General features: G+C 43.0%; 18 protein-coding genes. 11 read left to right on the top strand and 7 right to left on the bottom strand.

Annotated elements, in window-relative coordinates; all coding sequences use genetic code 11:
• The first annotated feature begins 39 nt into the window (after window positions 1-39).
• The 4 genes from WKK05_RS20690 to WKK05_RS20675 all read left to right on the top strand — a co-directional run bounded on the left by WKK05_RS20690 (window position 40) and on the right by WKK05_RS20675 (window position 7,077).
• Window positions 40-4,122, top strand: a complete 4,083-nt coding sequence (locus WKK05_RS20690; RefSeq protein ID WP_341531138.1) for a DNA-directed RNA polymerase subunit beta'' — start codon at window positions 40-42, stop codon at window positions 4,120-4,122.
• A 400-nt stretch (window positions 4,123-4,522) separates the two neighbouring features.
• Complete coding sequence (locus WKK05_RS20685; RefSeq protein ID WP_341524972.1) at window positions 4,523-4,846, top strand: hypothetical protein; 324 nt, start codon at window positions 4,523-4,525, stop codon at window positions 4,844-4,846.
• Window positions 4,847-4,924: 78 nt separating this feature from the next.
• Window positions 4,925-5,470 carry a GIY-YIG nuclease family protein gene (locus tag WKK05_RS20680; RefSeq protein ID WP_341524971.1) on the top strand — a complete coding sequence of 182 codons (546 nt, stop codon included), beginning with the start codon at window positions 4,925-4,927 and terminating at the stop codon, window positions 5,468-5,470.
• Window positions 5,471-5,517: 47 nt separating this feature from the next.
• Window positions 5,518-7,077: a YARHG domain-containing protein gene (locus WKK05_RS20675; protein WP_341524970.1), complete on the top strand. Its 1,560-nt coding sequence runs from the start codon at window positions 5,518-5,520 to the stop codon at window positions 7,075-7,077.
• Window positions 7,078-7,136: 59 nt separating this feature from the next.
• Here the strand turns inward: WKK05_RS20675 and WKK05_RS20670 are convergent, their stop codons facing one another.
• A complete protein-coding gene (locus WKK05_RS20670) occupies window positions 7,137-9,515 on the bottom strand; it encodes an ATP-binding cassette domain-containing protein (RefSeq protein WP_341524969.1) in 2,379 nt (792 codons plus the stop codon).
• Between the two features lie 251 nt (window positions 9,516-9,766).
• On the opposite strand from WKK05_RS20670, the gene WKK05_RS20665 reads away from it, so the two are divergent.
• The 4 genes from WKK05_RS20665 to WKK05_RS20650 all read left to right on the top strand — a co-directional run bounded on the left by WKK05_RS20665 (window position 9,767) and on the right by WKK05_RS20650 (window position 14,838).
• A complete protein-coding gene (locus WKK05_RS20665; protein ID WP_341524968.1) occupies window positions 9,767-9,931 on the top strand; it encodes a hypothetical protein in 165 nt (54 codons plus the stop codon).
• 388 nt (window positions 9,932-10,319) lie between these two features.
• Window positions 10,320-11,939: a protein kinase gene (locus tag WKK05_RS20660; protein ID WP_341524967.1), complete on the top strand. Its 1,620-nt coding sequence runs from the start codon at window positions 10,320-10,322 to the stop codon at window positions 11,937-11,939.
• 260 nt (window positions 11,940-12,199) lie between these two features.
• Window positions 12,200-14,035: a protein kinase gene (locus tag WKK05_RS20655; protein ID WP_341524966.1), complete on the top strand. Its 1,836-nt coding sequence runs from the start codon at window positions 12,200-12,202 to the stop codon at window positions 14,033-14,035.
• A 584-nt stretch (window positions 14,036-14,619) separates the two neighbouring features.
• Window positions 14,620-14,838: a hypothetical protein gene (locus tag WKK05_RS20650; RefSeq protein WP_341524965.1), complete on the top strand. Its 219-nt coding sequence runs from the start codon at window positions 14,620-14,622 to the stop codon at window positions 14,836-14,838.
• Between the two features lie 48 nt (window positions 14,839-14,886).
• On the opposite strand, the gene ribD is transcribed toward WKK05_RS20650, so the two are convergent.
• The 5 genes from ribD to WKK05_RS20625 form a co-directional block, all read right to left on the bottom strand.
• Entirely contained in the window at window positions 14,887-16,095 is a 1,209-nt protein-coding gene (gene ribD / locus WKK05_RS20645; RefSeq protein ID WP_341524964.1) for a bifunctional diaminohydroxyphosphoribosylaminopyrimidine deaminase/5-amino-6-(5-phosphoribosylamino)uracil reductase RibD, read from the bottom strand.
• A gap of 295 nt (window positions 16,096-16,390) precedes the next feature.
• The gene (locus WKK05_RS20640; RefSeq protein WP_341524963.1) at window positions 16,391-16,912 is read right to left on the bottom strand and encodes a GNAT family N-acetyltransferase; all 522 of its coding nucleotides are present in this window, start codon (window positions 16,910-16,912) and stop codon (window positions 16,391-16,393) included.
• 10 nt (window positions 16,913-16,922) lie between these two features.
• A complete protein-coding gene (mreD, locus tag WKK05_RS20635; RefSeq protein WP_341524962.1) occupies window positions 16,923-17,561 on the bottom strand; it encodes a rod shape-determining protein MreD in 639 nt (212 codons plus the stop codon).
• Window positions 17,562-17,584: 23 nt separating this feature from the next.
• Complete coding sequence (gene mreC / locus WKK05_RS20630) at window positions 17,585-18,394, bottom strand: rod shape-determining protein MreC (protein WP_341524961.1); 810 nt, start codon at window positions 18,392-18,394, stop codon at window positions 17,585-17,587.
• 97 nt (window positions 18,395-18,491) lie between these two features.
• The gene (locus tag WKK05_RS20625) at window positions 18,492-19,499 is read right to left on the bottom strand and encodes a rod shape-determining protein (RefSeq protein ID WP_341531137.1); all 1,008 of its coding nucleotides are present in this window, start codon (window positions 19,497-19,499) and stop codon (window positions 18,492-18,494) included.
• A gap of 372 nt (window positions 19,500-19,871) precedes the next feature.
• On the opposite strand from WKK05_RS20625, the gene WKK05_RS20620 reads away from it, so the two are divergent.
• Window positions 19,872-20,234 (top strand): single-stranded DNA-binding protein, encoded by a 363-nt coding sequence (locus WKK05_RS20620; RefSeq protein ID WP_341524960.1) that lies wholly within the window; start codon window positions 19,872-19,874, stop codon window positions 20,232-20,234.
• Window positions 20,235-20,387: 153 nt separating this feature from the next.
• Here the strand turns inward: WKK05_RS20620 and WKK05_RS20615 are convergent, their stop codons facing one another.
• The gene (locus tag WKK05_RS20615; RefSeq protein WP_341524959.1) at window positions 20,388-21,137 is read right to left on the bottom strand and encodes an SIMPL domain-containing protein; all 750 of its coding nucleotides are present in this window, start codon (window positions 21,135-21,137) and stop codon (window positions 20,388-20,390) included.
• Between the two features lie 238 nt (window positions 21,138-21,375).
• Here WKK05_RS20615 and WKK05_RS20610 point away from each other — a divergent pair, with 238 nt between their 5' ends.
• Complete coding sequence (locus WKK05_RS20610; protein ID WP_341524958.1) at window positions 21,376-21,789, top strand: EVE domain-containing protein; 414 nt, start codon at window positions 21,376-21,378, stop codon at window positions 21,787-21,789.
• Between the two features lie 87 nt (window positions 21,790-21,876).
• Window positions 21,877-23,349, top strand: a complete 1,473-nt coding sequence (locus tag WKK05_RS20605) for a cation:proton antiporter (RefSeq protein ID WP_341524957.1) — start codon at window positions 21,877-21,879, stop codon at window positions 23,347-23,349.
• Window positions 23,350-23,641 lie beyond the last annotated feature (292 nt).

Raw genomic sequence — 23,641 nt, 5'->3', positions numbered from 1 at the left:
TCCAATGCCCAATGCCCAATGCCCAATCGCCCATCCCCAATGACTCAGGACTCAGGACTAATGACTAACGAAAAAATGATTTTTCGCAATCGCGTAGTTAACAAAAGTCAACTGCAAAAATTAATCTCTTGGGCGTTTACGCATTATGGTACGGCGCGAACCGCGGTGATGGCGGATAAACTAAAAGATTTAGGATTTCGCTACGCTACCAAAGCTGGGGTTTCTATCAGTGTAGATGACTTGATGGTGCCACCAAGTAAGCGATCGCTCTTAGAAGCAGCAGAAGAAGAAATTCGTGCTACCGAAACCCGTTACCAACGGGGTGAAATCACAGAAGTAGAACGCTTCCAAAAAGTAATCGACACCTGGAATGGTACTAGTGAAGCCCTAAAAGACGAAGTAGTCGTCCACTTCAAAAAGACCAATCCTCTAAACTCTGTCTACATGATGGCGTTTTCCGGGGCGCGGGGTAACATCTCCCAAGTCCGGCAATTGGTGGGGATGCGGGGGCTGATGGCAGATCCCCAAGGGGAAATTATTGACTTGCCAATTAAAACCAACTTCCGCGAAGGACTCACCGTCACGGAATATATTATTTCGTCTTACGGGGCGAGAAAAGGATTAGTCGATACAGCCTTACGCACGGCTGACTCTGGTTATCTAACCCGTCGTCTGGTAGACGTATCCCAGGACGTGATTATTCGGGAATTCGACTGTGGTACTACCAGAGGAATTCCGATTCGGCCAATGACAGAAGGAGCCAAAACCTTAATTCCTCTAGCAACACGCTTGATGGGACGGGTAATTGGCGAGGATGTAATACATCCAACCACAAAAGAAGTGATTGCACCACGCAATACCCCAGTTTCTGAGGACTTGGCGAACGCCATTCAAAAAGCTGGGGTGAGTGAAGTCTTCATGCGGAGTCCCTTGACTTGCGACGCAGCACGTTCCGTCTGCCAACACTGCTACGGCTGGAGTTTAGCCCACGCCAAAATGGTGGACTTGGGTGAAGCTGTGGGAATTATTGCTGCCCAAAGTATCGGCGAACCTGGAACCCAGCTCACCATGCGGACATTCCACACAGGTGGTGTGTTTACTGGAGAAGTCGCGCAACAAGTGCGCTCTAAAATTGATGGAACTGTCAAGCTTCCCCGCAAACTGAAAACCAGAACATATCGTACCCGCCACGGTGAAGATGCTCTGTATGTTGAAGCTAACGGCATCTTGATCTTGGAACCTAAAAAAGAAGGTTCGGAAACTCCACCAAACCAAGAAGTTCATTTGACTCAAGGTTCCACACTATATGTATTTGATGGAAATCAGGTAAAACAGGGTCAGCTGTTGGCAGAAGTTGCCCTTGGTGGACGCACAACTCGTACCAATACAGAAAAAGCTGTTAAAGATGTAGCCTCTGACTTGGCAGGGGAAGTGCAATTTGCGGAAGTAGTTCCAGAACAAAAAACAGACCGTCAGGGTAATACCACAACCACAGCAGCACGGGGTGGTTTGATTTGGATTTTGTCCGGGGAAGTTTATAACTTACCCCCAGGTGCAGAATTAGTGGTCAAAAATGGTGATGCGATCGCTTCGAATGGAGTCTTAGCAGAAACCAAGTTAACTACTGTGCATGGCGGTGTCGTGCGGTTGCCGGAAGCTACCCCTGGTAAAAGTACTAGAGAAATTGAGATTATCACCGCTTCTGTGGTCTTAGACCAAGCAACAGTGACAGTCCAAAGTTCCCAAGGTCGCAATAACTACTTAGTTTCCACTGGCAATAATCAGGTATTCAACCTCAGAGCTACCCCAGGCACAAAAGTGCAAAATGGTCAAGTAGTCGCTGAGTTAATTGATGACCGTTATCGCACAACCACTGGTGGCTTCCTGAAATTCGCAGGCGTCGAAGTTCAGAAAAAAGGTAAAGCCAAGCTGGGTTACGAAGTGGTTCAGGGAGGTACACTGCTGTGGATTCCGGAAGAAACCCACGAAGTTAACAAAGATATTTCCTTACTACTAGTCGAAGACGGGCAGTTTGTCGAAGCTGGCAGCGAAGTAGTCAAAGATATCTTCTGTCAAACCAGTGGTGTGGTAGAAGTCACTCAGAAAAACGATATTCTCCGGGAAGTAGTGATTAAGCCCGGTGAATTGTTAATGGTAGACGATCCAGAAGCAGTCATCGGGCGAGATAACACCTTTGTGCAACCGGGTGAAGAATTCCAAGGATCAGTCGCCACAGAACTGCGCTATATCCAGTACGTGGAGACACCAGAAGGCCCAGCCCTGTTAAGTCGTCCGGTAGTGGAGTTCGCTGTACCCAGCAATCCGGATGTGCCATCGACTACATCTGTAAGTCAGCAAACCGGACGCTCTATTGAGTTACGCGCTGTGCAACGGTTGCCTTACAAAGATTCGGAACGCGTCAAGTCTGTTGAAGGTGTAGAACTACTGCGAACCCAGCTAGTGTTGGAAATTGAGCAGGAAGGCGAACAAGACCACAACGCTTCTCCCCTAGCAGCAGATATTGAATTGGTACAAGATACCGAAGATCCAGAGGTTCAGCGCTTACAACTAGTAATTTTGGAGTCCTTGGTAATTCGTCGGGATATTACCGCCGATGCTACTCAAGGTAGCACCCAGACAACTTTGGAAGTGCAGGATGGGTTAAGTATTGCTCCAGGATCTGTGGTTGCACGTACCCAAATCTTATGTAAAGAAGGTGGTATTGTACGTGGCGTACAAAAAGGAACCGAAAACGTACGTCGCTGCTTGGTGTTGCGCCAAACTGACATGATCACTGCGAACAGTAGTTCACAGCCGAAAGTGAAAGCGGGTGACTTAGTAGTAGAAGGTGCAGAAATTGCCCCCGGAGTCTTCGCTGAAGAATCAGGGCAAGTAGCAGATGTTAAGAAAAATGCTACCGCCGCATCTCCTGCTGGTGAATCAGCACTGGCTACTCAAAACTACGCTATCACTATCCGCGTTGGTCGTCCCTACCGAGTCAGCCCTGGTGCTGTGTTACAGGTAGAAGATGGGGATTTGGTACAACGGGGCGATAACTTGGTGTTGTTGGTGTTTGAACGCGCCAAAACCGGAGATATTATTCAAGGTTTGCCCCGGATTGAAGAACTGCTTGAAGCTCGTAAACCGAAAGAAGCGTGCATTCTGTGTCGGCGAGCGGGAGAAGTCAAGGTAGTTTATGGTGATGGTGATGAAGCGATCGCCATTAAGGTGGTAGAACAAAATGGTGTAGTCACAGATTACCCTCTAGGCCCAGGACAAAATTTGATTGTGCCAGATGGATCTTTTGTGGCAGCGGGACAACCGTTAAGCGACGGCCCATCCAACCCCCACGAAATTTTGGAAATCTTCTTCAGCTTGGGTTCTGAAGATGGAATCTACGCTTGCGCTAGCCATGCCTTGCAGAAAGTGCAAACATTTTTGGTGAATGAAGTGCAGATGGTGTATCAGTCCCAAGGGATTGATATTGCCGACAAGCACATCGAAGTGATTGTTCGCCAGATGACTAATAAAGTGCGGATTGATGATGGTGGTGATACCACCATGCTTCCTGGCGAATTGGTAGAGTTGCGCCAAGTTGAGCAGGTGAACGAAGCTATGGCAATCACTGGCGGTGCTAGGGCGCAGTATACCCCAGTATTGTTAGGGATTACCAAAGCATCTTTGAACACTGACAGCTTTATTTCCGCTGCATCCTTCCAAGAGACAACACGGGTACTAACCGAAGCAGCTATTGAAGGTAAATCTGACTGGCTGCGCGGTCTCAAAGAAAACGTAATTATCGGGCGCTTGATTCCGGCTGGTACTGGGTATAATGCCTATGAAGAACCGGGTGCGATCGATGAATATGCTGCTCTTGAAAGCACCAGTGTCTTAGATGAAGTTGATGATCCGCTGGATATGGTTCTGGACGACCGTACAGCTCGTGCCTATAATTTAGATTCTCCTTCCCTGGCGGAATCTGGATTTGGCAGACGTACAGAAAGGTCAATTCTAGATGACGACGATGAATTAATCGCTGATCAAATAGTAGACGTCGTAGACGAAGACGACTTTGAGGAAGACGAAGAGGAAGACGACGAAGACGATTTCGACGACGAGTAAAGTCAAAGTCTAAAAAATAAAAAGGCAAAAGAAGTTTTTCTTTTGCCTTTTTATTTTGGTGTTAATAAATAGATTTAAGTCTTATACCAATTTAAAAAAAGAATGTGACAAATAAACCATGCTGTAGAGACGCGATTCATCGCGTCTTCACCCAAGGATGTGTTGCAATCATTAATTGAATTGGTATTACACAAATTCATGATTCTTAATCATCCTAGCTTCCTTATATAGCTGACAGAAGTACCACAATCTAATAGGCTGATTTTAAAGTGGTGATTTTTAATAAAGCTCATTTGTTCAAAAAGCTAGGCTTTATTGACTAGCATTTTAAAATAACTATGTGCTAAATGTTGCCTAGCCTCTATCATCACTCAGCTGTTAATAACTACCTGTACAGAAAATGCCCATTAAAATTGTCCCCAGCTTTGACAGCAGTTTCACTCTCGAAGCCCAAGCTAAAGAAAATCTATTTAAATTATTGATCAGCGAAGCTTTTTTAAACCAAATCTGTCAACAGTTGCAGTGTAAAAAAGTTGAATTTACAGAATTACTTTTTCAGCCAGTTCCTTATAGCTTAACTACTACTAAAGGAATGCCAGCAGAATTTGAAAAGTATCATGAATCTGATGAATATGCCATCATCAATGTACCGCCAAATTTCATGTTCAGTGCAAAGATTTTTAAACCCAGTCGCCTTTGTGCAATTTACCATAAAATTGAGTAATGGGTAATTTTGAAAATAATTTTTCCCAATAAGCGGTTTTAAATTACGAAAGCAAATAACAAGTTTTATATTTGATGTATGGCTACTGAAACGAATTTTCCTTCTTTAGCAACCTTAGAATACACTCCTTACATTGATGATACTGGTCAACTCCCTGAACAATTTCAAGGCAAAATAGGAGTCTACGCTATTTTTGATCAAGAAAAAGTGCTGCAATTTATCGGCTATTCTCGTGACATTTATCTCAGCCTCAAACAGCATTTAGTACGTCAGCCGCAACAATGCTATTGGGTGAAAGCTCAAACTATTGAACGCCCTAGCCGCACAGTTTTAGAAAGCATTGAGAATGCTTGGATTGCTGAAAATGGCAGTATGCCAGTAGGAAATGGCAATGACAAGGAGAAATGGACTCAACCTATTGATGTAAAAGTGGTAATGACGCCTGAAGAACAAGCACGTTATCAAAATCCAATGAATGATGAATTGTCACAAATTAAAATCATTAAAAATGTAGCACGGCGAGTAGAAGCGGAAATTTTAACGCTGTTAGAAACGCGTGGTTTGCAAATACAATTTCGCTTTAATCCTAAATTAAAAGAAGAAGGGTTACTCGATTTGAAATGAAGTAGTTTTTGGGAAAACTATCTTATGAATATCGTTTGTAACCTTCCATGACAATACAACTGCTTAATGACCGCTATCAGGTTATCCGCACACTTGGTGCTGGTGGGTTTGGTGAAACCTATCTAGCAGAAGACACGTATATGCCCTCAAAACGGCACTGCGTGGTCAAACAACTCAGACCGATTCAAAACAATCCCCAGATTTACAAGCTGGTACAAGAAAGGTTTCAGCGAGAAGCGGCAATTTTAGAAGAACTTGGCGGCGCTACTGACCAAATCCCTGCGTTGTACGCTTATTTCTCTGTAAATGGGCAATTTTACTTAGTTCAGGAGTGGATTGAAGGCGACACTCTAACATCCAAAGTCCAGCAACAGGGGTCATTTAGTGAAAACGCTGTCCAAGAAATCTTTCTAAATTTGTTACCTGTCCTAGATTATGTCCACTCTAAGCACATTATTCATCGCGATATTAAACCGGATAACATCATGGTGCGTCATCGTGATGGTAAAACGATACTGATTGATTTTGGTGCTGTGCGGGAATCAATGGGAACAGTAGTGAATTCCCAAGGGAATCCTACTAGTTCGATTGTGATTGGTACTCCTGGATATATGCCAAGTGAACAAGCCGCAGGTAGACCAGTTTATTCTAGTGACTTATACAGCTTAGGTATGACAGCAATTTATTTGCTGACTGGGATGCAACCGCAACAATTAGAAACAGACTCGCAGACTGGTGAGATTGTGTGGCGACAGTATGCGAGTCATGTTAGCCCAATCATGGCAGAGGTAATAGATAAAGTAATTGCTTATCATCCACGCGATCGCTATCCTACCGCAAGAGCGATGCTGGATGCTTTGCAAAGTACAACAAATCCAATTCCACCAACACAACCATTTTTCACTCAACCGTCTGTTACTCAACCGACTGTGGTATCTGCACCACCACTTCCCACGATTCCTGCGTCTCCCCAACCTACTCGTGAAGGTAATCGACCGAATGGTCTCCTCATCGGTGGTTTAATTGCAGGTGGGTTAATTGGTGCATCTGTGATTGTGAGTCAGGCGTTACCAAAATTCTCTCAACCTGTAGCAGAAAATCCGGTGTCACCTTCAGAAACACCATCAACTGTTACACCTCAAGTTTCCCAAACTCCAGCTGTTTCTCCTTTTTCAACGCCATCAATTGTGACACCCCAAGTTACACAAACTCCAGATGTTTCTCCCTCTTCAACGCCGTCAATTGTTACACCTCAAGTTACACAAACTTCAACTATTTCATCTATTCCTAGTTCATCAATACAACCAGTTGATATTACAACTACAAACAATTATTTCTGGCTTTCTCAACAACCTGTAACTGATGCAGATTTGGATGGGAAAGATGGTTTTGAATTGGATATTATGCGAAATTCCATTTTCGCTCGTCATGGTCGGCGTTTTGAAACCCCTGGTTTACAAGATTACTTTAATAACCAATCTTGGTATCGTCCTATATATTCATCAAAGCAGTTTCCTTCTAAGCTGCTATCAAAATTAGAGCAGCGAAATGTAGACTATATTGCTAAATATCAAGACCGTAATAATCTCAGATATTTTAAGAAATAATATTTTTATCTCATGCAGAGACGCAGAGGCGCAGAGAAAGAGTAAGAGAATAAACTTAGTTAAAAAATATCTTTGCGCTTCTGTAAAAAAAATGTCGCAATCAAATAAACTACGGCGTGTACTAATAAAATTCCCCAATTCAAAATCAAATTTTCCCAAGTTGGATCGTAAACAGATGTTATTTCAAATGGCTGCGGAACTATACTACCATCTGGTAATTTTGTGGGTGCTGGAACTAAGCCGTTTACATTAACTAAAGTACCATAAGCTCCCACTGACCAACGACTTAACATCAGCCAGGATAAGAATTTATTTATAACACCTTCTGTTTTAAATAAAACTCCAGAAAAGATAATTTGTGGTAGCAATAGTAACGGTAAAGCACTATTCGCCTGACTACTATTTTTTACAGTTGTGGAGACGAGTAAACCTAAGCTGATACTAGCTAACAAAGTCAGAAAGGCTGTGATTGCTAATCCTAGATGCCAAGAAATCAATTCTGGTTTAGGAGATTTAAAACCTATAAAAATTACTACAACCATTAACAAGGTTTGCACTATTGCTAAGCCTGATAAAATTGTAACTTTGGAACTTAAATAAGCTAACAATCCTAAATTTACCAATCGTTCTCGGAGGTAAATTGCTGACTCCTTGACAATCTCTTGCAAAGAACTAGAAAGTCCTACCCACAAGGCAGCACAAGTAAAGACAAATAAGACCCGCAATGCTAATGGTGCTAAACTAGGATCTGGTTTATCGCCTAAAACAAAAGCTGTTTTATCTTTAAGTGCTAAAGTTATGAGACCAATACTAATAGGTGCAGTCAAAAGAGAGAGGACAAGATTAACGCGATCGCGCAATATTAATTGTAAGTAACGCTGCGTTAATAAAAACCATTGCTGTAAAAATGAAACTTTCTTACGTGTAGGCGCTACAGACTTGGTTACTTTTTGATTTTCCGAACTAATTTGATTGGTAATATATTGCTGATAATAGCTAGATTGACGAAAAATATTCGCATATTGAATAACTTCTGGCTCTTGTTCAAGTTTGATATAAATATCAGCAAAGTCTTGAACACCGAAAAAGGTTAAAGCTTCTTGGGGAGTACCAAAATAGCAGAGTTTTCCACCTAGACCCAGAAATACAATGCGATCGCATTCGGTAATATTAGCCGTTGCATGAGTCACCAAAATAATTGTTCTCCCCCCCTGATGCGCTAACTCCTTCAATAGCTGCATCATCTGTTTATCTAATCCTGGATCAAGTCCAGAGGTTGGTTCATCTAAAAAGAACAATTTAGGATCAGCTAGTAACTCTACCCCGATGCTGACTCTTTTTCGTTGTCCACCGCTGAGATCGTTTACTAAAGCATTCCGGCGATGGGTCATTTTAATCGCGTCTAATGCCTCATCTACTACTTGTTTGAGATTAATATCTGGTGGTAATCGCAGCTTGGCTGCGTAAGTTAAAACTTCTGCAACTGTTAATTCTCGGTGGATAATATCATCTTGTGGGACATAACCAATTTGATTACGATAAATATTAAAGTTTTTCTGTAAATCTTCCCCGTTTAAATGCACTATACCTTCAGTTGTTTTTTCAACTCCCAAAAGTGTCCGCATCAAAGTTGATTTACCCGCACCACTTCCCCCCACCAAAGCGACAAATTGTCCCGGTTCAATCGCAAAAGATAAGTTATCGAGTCGCCGCTTACCGTTAGTTTCTAAGATTAAACTGTGCGCCTCTAGACGAATGCGATCGCCTTGATCGAGAATTTCTAAATTATCATCACGTAAAACTAGGGTAAAAGGCCCAATCCGAATTTTTGCACCGTTGAATAGCGTTGCTGTCCCCGTGACTTGTTGACCATTGACAAAAACGCCGTTGGTGCTGTAATCACGCAGAATGTAGCGTCCTTGAGCATCAGTGTCAATTGTCGCATGGCGGCGAGAAACTGTAGGAGCTTCCAATTGCAAATTAGCATTTGGATCACGTCCGAGTAAAATCGACTTTTGCTTTAACGAAATTGACCGTTGTTTTGGTGTAGTAATCGATTGCGCGTTGGAGGGATTGAAATATTTGACTTGAATTAGTTGATTGGGATTTTGCGAAATTTGAATTTCAATCCCATTTGTTAAGAGGTAGCCTGCTGTCGGGGTAATCAAAGAATGATTGATATATAGCTTGTTGCTACTGGGTTTTTTACCATCGCCGTCATAGATGCGATAGTCTTCGCCATCTCTGCTTAATACTGCTTGACAACGGGAAACAACTTCCCACTCTTGAGGAATTACTAAATCAGCAATATGAGGGTCGCGTCCCATAATATGCTGCGGCTTGCCGAGTTTTAAGTATAGAGTTTGACCTTGATTATTTAACTGCAAATAAGGGTTAGTGCTTAAAATAGTCTGACTTTGTTCAGGTTGTGGTTTCATATATTGTGTTGAGGAATCAAAGTATGTTTACTACCTATGAAAATTCGAAAAGTAAATTACAATACTTAATTTGTTATAAATATTCAATTTATTTAAGTATAAAAAGTTTATAATATAAGGCCTTAAACTATCAAGCTGTAAGACTGAAATATAGCAATATAGCCAAAATCAGTTTAAAACGCCCAGACACACCAATTAGTGCAGAAATGATTTCTACCAGAAGTTACCTTTAAATACTGAGGTATAAAATTATGCAAGAAATTGAAAGATTCTTTAGCAACTTGTTCAGTGGCATCATTAGCCGCTTTAAGTACTCGGCGATGGATGCTGCTGAACGCAAAACCAGAGAAGTCATTGATCAGCAGATGGAACAGCGGCGAAAACCCAAGCCAACGGATCAAGAAGACCGCCAATAGCACAGTCTTCTGAGAATAAGGTCAAAACAAGTAAAATAGACTCTTTTGTATTGACTATTTGTGAGCCCATATAAAGATGGCGATCGCTGTTAGAAACTCTCAAGATAGCCACTCAGACATCCATGCAAGCCTAGTGCTTACCGATTTTTAAGTGGGAATCTGAAATCATTAATTAAATAGCGATCGCTTCCCACACTTAACTCTGTCTACCAACTACTTTTAATTAAACTCTGCCTACGGTAACCCAAGTGAGATAAACTCATAGGCGTTCATCGATTGAATTGTAAAAAAAACTTTTAAATTTCATCTCTGCTAACGAAAAAACTCAGTAGCAGAAAAAAAAATGGGTCAATAACACAAAAAAATTTATCCTTATCGGCGCTAAATTATGCAAATACAGCTAAACAACCGCTATCGAGTAATTCGGACTTTGGGAGGCGGTGGGTTTGGTGAAACTTTTCTGGCGGAAGATACTCAAATGCCTTCCAACCGCCGTTGTGTAATTAAACAGCTAAGACCAATTCAAAACAACCCTCAGATTTATCAGTTGGTGCAAGAAAGGTTTCAACGGGAAGCGGCAATTTTAGAAGAACTCGGCGGCGCAACTGACCAAATTCCCACCTTGTATGCCTACTTTCAGACAGATGGGCAATTTTATTTAGTTCAAGAGTGGGTTGAAGGTGATACCTTAACTGCGAAAGTCCAGCAAGTAGGATTTTTAAGCGAAAGTTCAGTACGAGAAATATTATTAAACTTATTACCGATATTAGAATACGTACACAATAAACGAATTATCCATCGCGATATCAAACCAGATAACATCATCTTGCGTCATCGCGATGGCAAGCCAGTACTAATTGATTTTGGTGCAGTAAGGGAATCAATGGGAACAGTAATGAATTCCCAAGGGCTACCTACCAGTTCGATTGTGATTGGAACACCTGGGTTTATGCCAAGTGAACAAGCCGCAGGTAGACCACTTTATTCTAGTGATTTATACAGTTTAGGAATTACAGCAATTTATCTCTTAACAGGGAAACAACCACAAGACTTAGAGATAGATTCACGCACTGGTGAAATTATTTGGCATAGACATGCCTTAAGTGTTAGCCCGACAATGGCAGCAGTGATAGATCGGGCTATAGCTTATCATCCGCGCGATCGCTTCGCCACCGCCAGAGAAATGCTAGATGCTTTACATGGGGCAGCAAGTTTCCCGGCAACAGTACCTTATATTCAACCACCGATAGCAGTAACTACACCAGTAGCACCAATTCAACCACCAGCCGTAAATACACCACCTTCCCCAACATTGCCAAACACAGTTGCCGTCAGTCCAGGCACTTCCTCGCAATCAAGCAATCAAGGTAGTGGACAGAGGGGAATATTTCTCGCCAGTTTGATTACAGGCGGTTTAATTGGTGCTGCAATCATCATTGGTTTTGCCCTCAACAGATCACCTCAATCAGTAACACAGTCAACCACTGTATCGGATGCCACAACAAACACCCAAGCAGAAAATACACCAACACCCAGACAATCGGCAGTTTCCAGCACTCCCGAACCTACCCCAACCAACGACGAACCACGGGATATAGTGCCACCTTTGCGATCGCCTTTTCCTACTAATAGCGATTCAAGCCCCACTCCATCTACAACACAGCCACAAGTTGAGAGACCATCACCAGAACAAGCTGTGCAAAATTATTATGCAACCATCAATCAAGGTGAGTATCAAGCTGCCTGGAATCAGCTATCTCCTAACTACCAAAATAATCGGCGTCTTCACCCAAATGGTTATCTTTCTTACATCGACTGGTGGGGAGGAAGGGTTCAAAGCGTAGATGTTGAACAAGTTAATTTAGTACAAGCAAATACAGAAACGGCTACTGTCGATGCTCAATTTAAATACATGATGAAAAGTGGAAAAATAGTGCCTGGTTCTGTGCGTTTCTCGCTTTTATGGGATGCTGAAAATAGTAAATGGGTTGTTAGTGATGCCAATTAGGTATCTCACGCAGAGGAGGACACTTGCGTGGGCGGCTCTGCCGACTTGAGCAAATTGTCCGTCGCGCAGAGACGCAGAGGGGATGAGAGGAAGATGAGGGAGAATAATTGTTTGTCCCCCACTCCCTAACTCCTAACTCCTGTACAGACGCGTAGACGCTCGAAAAGCGGCTTCTCGTAAGAGTATAATCGCGTCTCTACTCTTAATTCCTGTACAGACGCGATTAATCGCGTCTCTACTCCCTATCTCCGTAACTTTTTATGACAATAACGCTGCTAAATAATCGCTATCAAGTCATTCAGGTAATCGGTGCTGGTGGGTTTGGTGAAACCTTTCTGGCAGAAGACACTCATATGCCTTCTCGCCGTCGTTGTGTAATCAAGCAACTCAAACCAGTAACCAGTAATGATCCAAAAACCTACCAAATAATTCAACAGCGGTTTGAACGAGAAGCAGCAACTTTGGAGTATCTGGGCGAAAGTAGTGACCAAATTCCCAAACTCTACGCCTACTTTTCTGAGAACGGGCAGTTTTACCTTGTCCAGGAATGGATTCACGGTCAAACCCTGACAAAAATTGTCGAAACTAAAGGATACGAGAGTGAAACCGTTGTCAAGCAAATTCTCTTGGATCTACTGCCAGTATTGAATTATGTTCACAGCAAAGGGATTATTCACCGCGATATCAAACCTGATAACATCGTTCTTCGTTCCGTAGATGGCAAACCAGTTTTGATTGATTTCGGTGCAGTTAAAGAAACCATTCGTTCAGTAGTGAATTCGCCAGGATATCCTACACAATCCCTGGTAATTGGTACGCCTGGTTATATGCCTAGCGAACAAGCTGTTGGTCGCCCAGTTTACGCCACAGATATCTACAGCTTGGGCTTGACAGCAATTTATTTATTGACTGGTAAAAACCCGCAAGAACTACAAACTCACCTGCAAAGTGGGGAAATACTTTGGCAGGATTACGCACCTAATGTCTCCTCAGAATTCGCAACTGTACTCAATCAGGCAATTAAACCTCATGCAGGCGATCGCTACAGCACTGCGAGTAAAATGCTATATGCTTTGCAGTCTGCTAGTCAAATTCGCCCACAGCCAACGACAACTGCTAATACAGTTGCGTTGTCTCGCCCTGTTGCATCGAATCTGCGAACCCAGACATTCCTGCAAAACACTCCTACAGCGGCTACCACTGGCAGAAATTGGCAAAAACCTGCTGTAATTGTCGGTAGTTTATTAGTAGGTGGCTTGATGAGTGCGATCGCAATTTCTAACATCACTCGCCAGCAACAACCGGAAGCAATCACCACGGCAAATTCTCCGTCATCCCCAGAATCTTCTCCCACTTTTGCACCTACTGTTCCGCCTGTATCTTCCCAAACTTCTCCAACCCCAGTTGTACCCACCTCACCACCGCCGCAGCAAATAACTTTACCAATTCCGAAAGCAAAAGTAGAACCCGATACCCCAGTTGCATCTGCACCACCAGAAAATGAGCCTATAACTGCCGATACTCCAGTACCAAAGGCAGCATCAACGCCACAAATGGAACCAGAAAATCCAATGGCTGCGGTTCCCACACCAGAAAAAACTTCAGCACCACAGAAAAAGCCCCGGCCTCGTAATAAGCCAGTAGTTACTACTAGTAGGCAAAGCGTTCCTGCATTTCCTACAGGTACATCAAGAAGCAGCGTTGAAGCGGAACTTGGCAAGCCCAATAAAGATTTAAGAGGCGCGTGGGGTAATACTCGTGCTGTAGTTTATAAATTAGTGCCAAACCAAATTGACTTAGGCTACTTATTTGATAATAATTCTAAAGCGTTGCGTCAAACTGAGGTAGCCTTTGCCCAATCGGTAGACCCACAGGTAATGCAAACAACCCTAAATGGAATGTTAGGCGGACAAGCCAGTGAAGAAATTAAGCAGGGACTTCAAAAGGTACAACAGCGTCAGTCCGACAATTTTAGTTTTACCAAAGGCTCAGTCAAAGGTCAAATTGTACGCCAAAGCTGTGACTTTATTTACATCAGTATTTGGGATGCAGACTTACATGATTTTGTAAATCCATCTTCAGCCAAGCAGTGTTAATCCTCTACTAATTCGTAATTCGTAATTCGTAATTAGGAGATAGTCTTAAAAGCTGGTTTAAAGAGTTTTTTATCTGTGACTCTGCTGTAAAATAATACTTTTTTTCCCAATTTGGGATTATTAAGTTATATCAATTTGAAAAAAGAATGTGAGAAATAGATCAGATCATCTGTAGAGACGCGATTCATCGCGTCTTCACCCAGGGATGTGTTGCAATCATTAATTGAATTGGTATTAGATTTTTGTATCCTAGAATACTGATTTAGTATTCAAAATGAGTTAGTGAATCGAGTTTATTATGTTTGAATCAACGCAATTAGGTCTTGTCAAACACAGAAACCTTATTTTTAGATTAAATGAATTTGTGTTCTAGATTTTAGGATTAAATATTTTTCTTTCCCAATCCCCAATCCTTAATCCCCAACACCCAATACTAAGTTTCTTTTTCTTAATCTTCATAAAGTTATAAATCAGAGTATTAAATTTTTAATAATACTTGTCTCAGCTTGTACATTCATGACTTAATATGCGGTCGGAATTGTGTAATCTGAAAACAGCTAAGCTAATAATTAAATTGAGGTCTGATGACTCCCACGATTATGCGTCAGCTTTGGTCTGTGGTGGAAACCGCCCAAGCTAAGATCCTCTTACAACTTGACGATGCTAGCTTGGTGCAGTGGTTGGTGAAACAAACGCAAACGCAAGTTTTGTTAAATCCAAACGAAACCGATTATCTGTGCCACTACATTGAATCCCGGCTAACTCTCATCCGTGATCTTGCTCATGAACGTCAATGCTCATGATAAAAAAATACAATAAATTTAGCAATAGTCAAGAGTTATCACTATTGACTACTGAGTTTTTTGAGGCAAATAACCTTCTACTAAGCAGTCAGAACCGACCACACGCCAACGGACACGTTCAAGGGGCAGCGCCTCAGTCATATTGGTAAAACCTAAGTCGCCCACAGGTGTGGGAGCATTACTACCACCAATGATTTTCGGGGCAATAAATGCCAGCACTTTTTGCACTGCTCCTTGAGCAATCGCGATCGCAGCTAAAGTACCACCACATTCCCACAACACGCTACAAAAACCCCGCTCATATAAATACGCCATTGCTTGATCTGGTGTCAGTGAGTTAAATTCCACCACTTCCACCCCTTGTTTGAGCAAAAATTCTTGAAACTGGGGAGAGCTTCCCTTCTCTGTCAACACCAAAGTTGGAACCTCCGCAGTTTGCCACAGACGGGCATTTTCTGGTAAGTCTAGCTGGCGACTCATCACCACCCTTAGAGGATTATGCGCCCCCGCCTGATGGCTGGTTAAGTAAGGATTATCCTGTCGGACTGTATTCCCACCAACAATTACAGCATCGCAAGCTGCCCGCACTTGATGTACTTTAGTGCGGGCATCTTGGTTAGTCACCCAGGCACTGTGACCAGAGGTGGTGGCAATTTTGCCATCTAAAGTCATGGCATATTTCAAAATGCCTAAAGGTCGCTTGTAGAGAATACGATGAACAAAACCTTCATTAAGCTGACGGCAGGCTTCCTCTTCCACGCCTACCACTACTTCTATCCCTGCCGCACGTAACCGCGCAATTCCACCTCCAGCAACTAGTGGATTAGGGTCAACCATACCCACGACTACCTTTGCTACCCCAGCAGCTACCAACCCTTCCGAACAAGGAGGAGTACGTCCGTAGTGATTGCAAGGTTCGAGGCTGACATAAATTGTCGCACCACGAGCGCCAACACCTGCTGCTTTGAGGGCAAAAACTTCTGCATGAGGTTCGCCTGCACGGGGATGAAAGCCTTCCCCAATAATCTCGCCATCTTTGACAACCACCGCTCCCACTAGCGGATTTGGCGAAGTGCGTCCCAAAGCACGGCGGGCAAGTTCTAAACACCGCTGCATCATGCGGGCGTCAAAATCACTTCCTACCCTTTCTTTTGAAGTTGAATCCGCTCCTACTGGCGATCGCAACAGAAGTCCGTTTTCCTGATTATGATTTGGTGGAGATGCATCTGCTTGAGCAACCACTGGAAAATTATCCATAGTTTTGAGCAATACTGTAATTTGCACACATTGGCGCAGCCTCTTTGCAGGAGAATCGCGCTTTGTCCCTGATAATTAAACAGAGTAATGCTATTGTTAACTCTCTCAACTAAAATTAGTCTGTAATCTTTGATATTTCAATCACTCTAGCGTCAACTGACCTACTTCTGCTAAGTAGATAAGCTGTGAGACATTTAATTTTCTCATGTTGACGAAGTGGGAAAAGGGGGAGGGTTTGACAGATTTTAACAAAATTACAAATGTACTACAAATTTTGAATTGGCATAACCGAAGGTTATATAGGTTTCTCTAGAAGTTCCTGTTGATGGATTTCCTCTTTGTAGAGTTGGAAACCTCTTGCTTGGTAGTTGGCTAGTGCATAATCACCATCCAAGCTGCACGTATGAACCCACACTCGCTGTGCTTCCATCGCCCAGGCTTTCTGGACACCAACACTCAGTAAATGTTTACCAATACCCTGTCCGATAAACTGTCGTAGTAGACCGAAGTAGACAATCTCTACATTGTTGCCTGATTGTGCTTCTAGCTCAACGTAACCTGCGGGTGTGCCTGAAAGATACGCTACCCAAGTTTGTAGTTCTGGACGATCTAGATATTTTAACCAACGTTCATAGCTCCAACTTAGACGGTCTATCCAGTACCAGTCACCACCCACGCTTGTGTAGAGAAAGCGATTTAACTCAGGGCAGGGAATTTCAGCACGGACGACCGTCAGGTTCGGGTTTCTTGAGAAGGCAGCACGAAACTGACTCGGCTCAAGCAATTCTAAATACCAAGTACGAAGATCAACCAGCATAATCAGCAATTTAAGCTTGCTGTGCTAATTTTATCTTCTGCCACCAGCGATTCAGCGGATAATAAACTACAGGGGCCCACAGACTACTAAGAATGGCAGAGGCAAGAGCAACGCGCTGATAATATGTCCAGATATCTGCTAATTTACGTACGCTGTGTCCGCCGTAAGCATCGTCCATCAAAGTTAATTGCAACCCAAATATACTTTCTGCCACAACTGCCATCACAAAAACAATTACCGCAATAGAAATAAAATCTTCTTCGATAAAACGCTGTTTCTGAATCAGACTAGTCAAAATCCCCACAATCCCCAAACTCACAGCATGAGTAGGGTTAGGTGATGTAATGGCATCTTGAAGTAGCCCTAGAATTATACCTGCAACTCCTCCGGCAAAAACATTACGCTTGACACTCCAAGCTACTACCCAAATTAACAGCCAGTTAGGAGCAATTCCCACTAATTCCATCCCAGGTAAACGGCTTGGCAATAACAGTAAACATAACAGCACAGATCCAACCGTCACTACGCAATTGACTAGTTGACGCACCGCAGGATGCCACTGAGAAATCGGCTTGTTTGGGAATTTGGATCTTCGCTTTGAGGAGTTTGGCTTTTTCTGCTTGCTAGGAGCAAATGAAAGTATCTTCATTATTTTGAGAGCTATTCAAGAATCTAATTAGACTTTTGTGTTGCTTTATTTGTCGACTTTTGGTTTTCTGAATCTGGGTTTGCTGGTTTTGGATATACAGCTACCCAATCTAGGGATTTTATCGGTGGGAAAAGCTCAACTTTTGCCACTGATGCTGGAAGTTTCTTTAAATCTAGAGACTTCACTCGTCCTACCGCTAAACCTGGTGGAAACTTCTGACTATAGGTAGATGTGGAAATTAAATCTCCCACTTTGGCATTTGGGACTTTTTCATAAAACTCCAGCACAGCTTCCGCAGAGGAATCTCCCCGTAATACTCCCTTTGCTGAAGTGCGGCTAATTGTCACACCTACTTGGCTTTTAAGGTCGCTGATTAATAACACGCGGCTAGTATTAGGAGTTACGCTTTCTACCAAACCCACTAATCCGCCATCAGCCTTGACAATAAAGCCTTCTTGGATACCTGCGTTTGAGCCACGATTAAGTGTAACTTGTTGCCACCAATTGTCTGCACTGCGCCCTACTACCCTTGCGGGAATGGGGCGCGATGAAGTTGGCTCTTGCTCAATGTAGCCTAATAAATTTTGTAGTTCTTTATTTTGACTTTCTAAATCTACTATGCGGGTTTGTAATTCTAATAACCGAGCATCTTGAAGACGTTCTTGTTGATTCGGCCCTGGATGTAACATCTGCAACGGACGAGTAATTACATTGAACGTCTCAAGCAGCAATGCACCTTGGGTCTGTCGCAGCATCCAGGCGCTACCTAGTGCGAGAGCTACTAACCCAATTTGTAACCCTTTACGATCCCACCAACGACGTGCAGTAACCATTTATACCTAATTCTTTCAATTGAGAAGATACTGGATTCTACTTAATATATAGAACCCAAATAAAACCAAAATAGAACCCAATATCTAATATTTTTTGCTACATATTGCGAGAACGAGCGCTGAACACACGTTCCAACTGTTTGAAGTTTTCTAACACACGACCTGTTCCCAGCACAACACAACAGAGAGGATCAGCAGCGATATGTGTGACTATTCCGGTTTCATGGCTAATTAAGGTGTCTATACCTTTGAGTAAAGCGCCTCCACCAGCTAGCATGATACCCCTATCAATAATGTCTGCTGCTAGTTCTGGAGGTGTGCGTTCCAGTGTACGCTTCACAGCTTCTACAATTACTGATAGTGGTTCCAACATACTTTCACGAATTTCCCCGGCTTTAACGGTTACAGTTCGTGGTAAACCAGAAAGTAGGTGTACACCTCGGACTTCCATCATTGCATCATTGTCATCATTAGTAGGATAGGCAGAGCCAATGCGAATTTTGATGTCTTCGGCAGTACGTTCACCAATTACCAAATTATGAACTTTCTTCAGGTACTGAGTGATTGCTTCAGTAAGTTCATCTCCAGCCACGCGTACTGATTCGCTGATTACCGTACCTTGGAGGCTCAGAACAGCAACTTCTGTTGTGCCACCACCAATATCGATAATCATGTTACCAGTTGGTTCCGCCACTGGTAATCCTGCACCAATAGCCGCAGCGACAGGTTCATCAATTAAGTAAACTTCCCTAGCCCCAGCTTGAGCTGCTGCATCCATCACAGCTCGCCTTTCTACTCCTGTAACACCACTGGGAATGCCGATAACTATCCGCGGTAAAATGAGGGATCTACCCTCATTTACGCGCTGAATAAAACTTTTGAGCATGATCTCGGCTGTATCAAAGTCAGCGATTACACCATCACGCAAGGGGCGGACGGCAATCACATTTTCAGGAGTCCGACCAAGCATTTTTTTGGCCTCTTCTCCGACAGCCAGTGCTACCTTTTCATTTTGATCAATGGCAACCACCGAAGGTTCTTGGAGTACAATGCCTTTACCAGATACGTAAACGAGGGTGTTGGCAGTACCGAGGTCGATACCCATATCCCATGATGTGCGAAAGTTCCTGAAAAGACCCACGCGTCTCTGTGCCTCTTATTGCGATACTTTTTACTACAACGGTATAAGTGAATCGTGCTGGATTCTATTACCTTTTTTATCCTGAGTCCAGTAAAACAGACTATATTTTTATATAATTTATGCCAATATTTACTATGTCTCAGGCCTCTACTTTTTGATCTTCTCAGGCTAATTTAGTATATCAGTATACTTTTGTAGGTTTCCCTGACAAGTTTGTATCATTTTATCTCTCCATCATATTGTTAACTGTTTAACACATTATTTTCAAGAGTTTCACAATTCGCTATGATGAAAGTCACCAATTAATGAGTACACGTGTACTGTAAGGGAATACCCATGAGCATCAATATTGTCACCCTTGTTGGTCGTGTAGGCAGCGACCCAGATATTAAATATTTTGAATCTGGTAGTATTAAGTGTAGACTGACACTAGCTGTAAGACGGAGAGCGCGTAACAGCGATGAACCCGACTGGTTCACATTAGAACTATGGGACAAAACAGCAGAGGTCGCGGGTAATTATGTACGTAAAGGAAGCTTAATTGGGATCAAAGGTTCTTTGAAGTTTGACACATGGAGCGATCGCCAAACAGGAGCAACCCGTTCTGCACCAATTATAAGGGTAGATCAACTAGATTTATTGGGTTCCAAGCGGGATGGAGAAGGTGGTATGACAGATACATCACCAGAACATTTTTAATTTGTCATTTGTCCTCTCTTACAAAGTTCTGATCACCGGAAGCCGGCGCTCAGACTTTGCGCTTAGTCATTGGTCATTTGTCAAGATTAAAGAGAGAAGTCTGAGCGAAGGAAGCCTCCGCTCAGAACTTCGGACACAAATGACAAAGAACAATTAATAACTAATTTGCAATGTCACTGATGCTTCTACTTGCTGTTCACCACCAACTACCGGGGTGGAAGCATCGGCATCAGGTGCTTTGGCAGCCTCAGCACGGTAGACTATGGGCGGTGGTGGTGGGGCACTGGCATTATTAACTTGAATACTCACCACCTCTTTAGATTTTAAACCAAGGGCATCAAAAACAGCATTAGCTTGCTGTTGAGCATCTTGTGTTGCTTCTTTGAGCGCTTGTTTTCGAGCATTGGCGATCGCTTCATCATTTGCAACAAAACTAATACCGTTAATTTGCGTTGCACCTGCTTTCACAGCGTCATCCAATAATGTACCAGTTTTCTCAGTAGGAATCCGAAAACTCACAGTATTGCTGGCAGCATAACCTGTAAGCCGCTGCACGTTATTGTTATAGCTATAAACTGGGTTAAGTTGGATACTAGTAGTTTGTAATTTTTCCACATTTCGGCTCTTAAGCAACGCAACCACAGCTGATGATCTGCGAGCTGCCTCTTGCTGTACCTCTTGTGCAGTTTTACCTTGAATTTCTACACCCAAAGTCACCTGCGATAAGGTTGTAGGAATTGTTTCCACTCCCCGACCACTAACACTCAAAGTTCGCCACAATTTCTCTTTTTCTTGAGCCAAGGCAGGCAGCGTAAAACTTACACATACTAGCAAAAAAAAAGGCAGTGTTTTCCACAGGTTCCCAACATGAAACCGAGAACCGGATAAAGCAGTTCTATGCATAAGATTTGCACTCCTCAGAAAATTATCTACAGACGCTTCCAGATAAAGCGTATCTGGCAATCTGCATTTTACTGTCAACTCTTAAGAATCAACAGCCACCACAAGTTTTTCACAACTCAAATGCGATTGATCGATACGATTTGTATGTTTCTACTTTGACACTGGCATAGTCAAAACTTGCACTAGTTACATTTTTGGAAACTAAAAAAATTACATCCACAGATTTGGAGATTTTGTGATGGCGTATTGGCTGCTGAAAACTGAGCCGGAAGATTATTCCTATTTCGATTTAGAACAAGACGGCACTACAGTTTGGGATGGAGTTAACAATCCCTTAGCACTGAAACACTTACGCACAATGCTCCTTGGCGATTCGACATTGATTTATCACACAGGTAAAGAACGCCAAGTTATCGGTATAGCAGAGATAGTTAGTCAACCTTATGCCGACCCAGCGCTCAATGATGCGAAACGAGTAGTTGTAGATTTGCGAGCAGTACGCAGAGTCAAGCAACCCGTCACCCTAGCCCAAATTAAGCAGGACAGCAGATTCACAGACTTTGACTTAGTGCGACTTCCTAGACTGTCTGTAGTCCCAGTATCTGAGTTCTACTGGCAATACTTGATTGAGTTGGCAGATGGCACAAAATAATTGACGACAGCTATCAGCAGCGCATCTCTCAAAATAGCTAATTTCCGCAAACGCGTCAAAATAAAGTGAAGGATTTTCACAGAACCTATGCATTTGTTAGATCCACTCAACTTATCTTTTCCTCTGCTGGCAAGCGCAACAAAAGCAGCAGACAGTTCAATGGTAGTAGCAGCAGTGCTACTAAGCTTAGTGGTAATTTACCTCGCCAGTAAAGTCGGTGGTGAGTTATCAAACAAGGTGGGTTTGCCACCTGTCTTAGGTGAACTCGTAGGTGGTGTGGTAGTCGGCATCTCTGTTTTCCACCTTTTAGTGTTTCCAGAAGGCGGGGCAGACAGTTCTAGTTCTTTGATTATGACCTTCCTCCAAACCACCGCTGGTTTAAGCCCTGAAGCTACTCCAGAGGTGTTTGCGGTGCAGTCGGAGGTCGTTTCTGTTTTGGCAGAATTGGGAGTGATTATCCTGCTGTTTGAAATTGGTTTGGAGTCGAACTTAAAAGACCTTATGGCAGTCGGTATCCAAGCCACTGTTGTGGCAACAGTGGGAGTAGTAGTACCCTTTGCGGCTGGTACTGTAGGTTTGATGACTTTGTTTGGTATCGATGCTGTACCTGCGATTTTTGCTGGGGCGGCTTTGACTGCTACTAGTATTGGGATTACTTCCAAGGTGCTATCAGAAATCGGAAGGCTCAATTCTAAAGAAGGACAGATTATTCTCGGTGCTGCTGTGATTGACGATGTATTAGGAATCATCGTTTTGGCAGTAGTTGCCAGCTTGGCTAAAGATGGCGTAGTAGATGTGGGCAAAGTCATTTATCTAATTATCAGCGCCACTGGTTTTCTGCTTGGAGCGATCGTACTAGGCAATGTTTTCAATAAATCCTTTGTGGCGATCGCTGATAAACTCAAGACACGTGGTGAACTGGTGATACCCGCATTCATCTTCGCCTTTGTCATGGCATACTTTGCTGCCATCATCCAGTTAGAAGCAATTCTTGGAGCTTTTGCAGCAGGCTTAGTCCTAGAAGAAACTGATAAGCGCAAAGAACTGCAAAAGCAAGTGATTCCCATAGCTGATATGCTAGTGCCAATTTTCTTTGTGACTGTTGGCGCAAAAACCGATTTGGGAGTGTTGAACCCCGCGATTCCCGACAATCGCGAAGGTCTAATTATGGCAACTTTCCTGATCCTAGTAGCCATCTTCGGTAAAGTAATCACAGGTTTAAGCGTGTTTGGTCAACCGCAAATTAACCGTTTAGCAATTGGTGTAGGCATGATTCCCAGGGGTGAAGTCGGGTTAGTGTTTGCTGGCGTCGGCGCAGCCAGTGGCGTTCTCTCAAAACCATTAGGGGCGGCAATTATCATGATGGTTATCTTAACAACCTTTTTAGCCCCTCCCTTGCTACGATTCGTCTTTCCAGATCCGAAAACAGTTGACTCAGGGTCAGGGCAATTGATTTTAGATGGTGACTCTGGAACATCGTTGGTAATTGAACCGCCCCAGTCAAGGGTGTTAAATGATGGTGGAAGTCTGGAGGTAACCCAAGATACTCAAGAAAACTAATCCCATTTTTGAGTAAATGATTATAAAGTGCTAAGCGTTTTCCGTTTAGCATTCAGCACTTTCAAAGCAGGAGGCAGGAAGCAGGAATATTGAATTATTCTCCTTGTCCCCCTGCTCCCTCACTCCTCACTCCATAAGCGCTTTGAGGATTTTACTAAACTCAAGCGGAAACTTCTCTCCCCAAATCTCCGTCCCCTGTGATTGTAAAATTATCGTTTGTTTCTAATTTCTACCAGCATTCGGAATGTTATTTATTTCTCCTTTCCCTCTAACCCTTAGTGATAATTTAAAT

Source organism: Nostoc sp. UHCC 0302 (assembly GCF_038096175.1).
GTDB lineage: Bacteria > Cyanobacteriota > Cyanobacteriia > Cyanobacteriales > Nostocaceae > UHCC-0302.
This window is presented reverse-complemented; position numbering and strand designations above follow the sequence as displayed.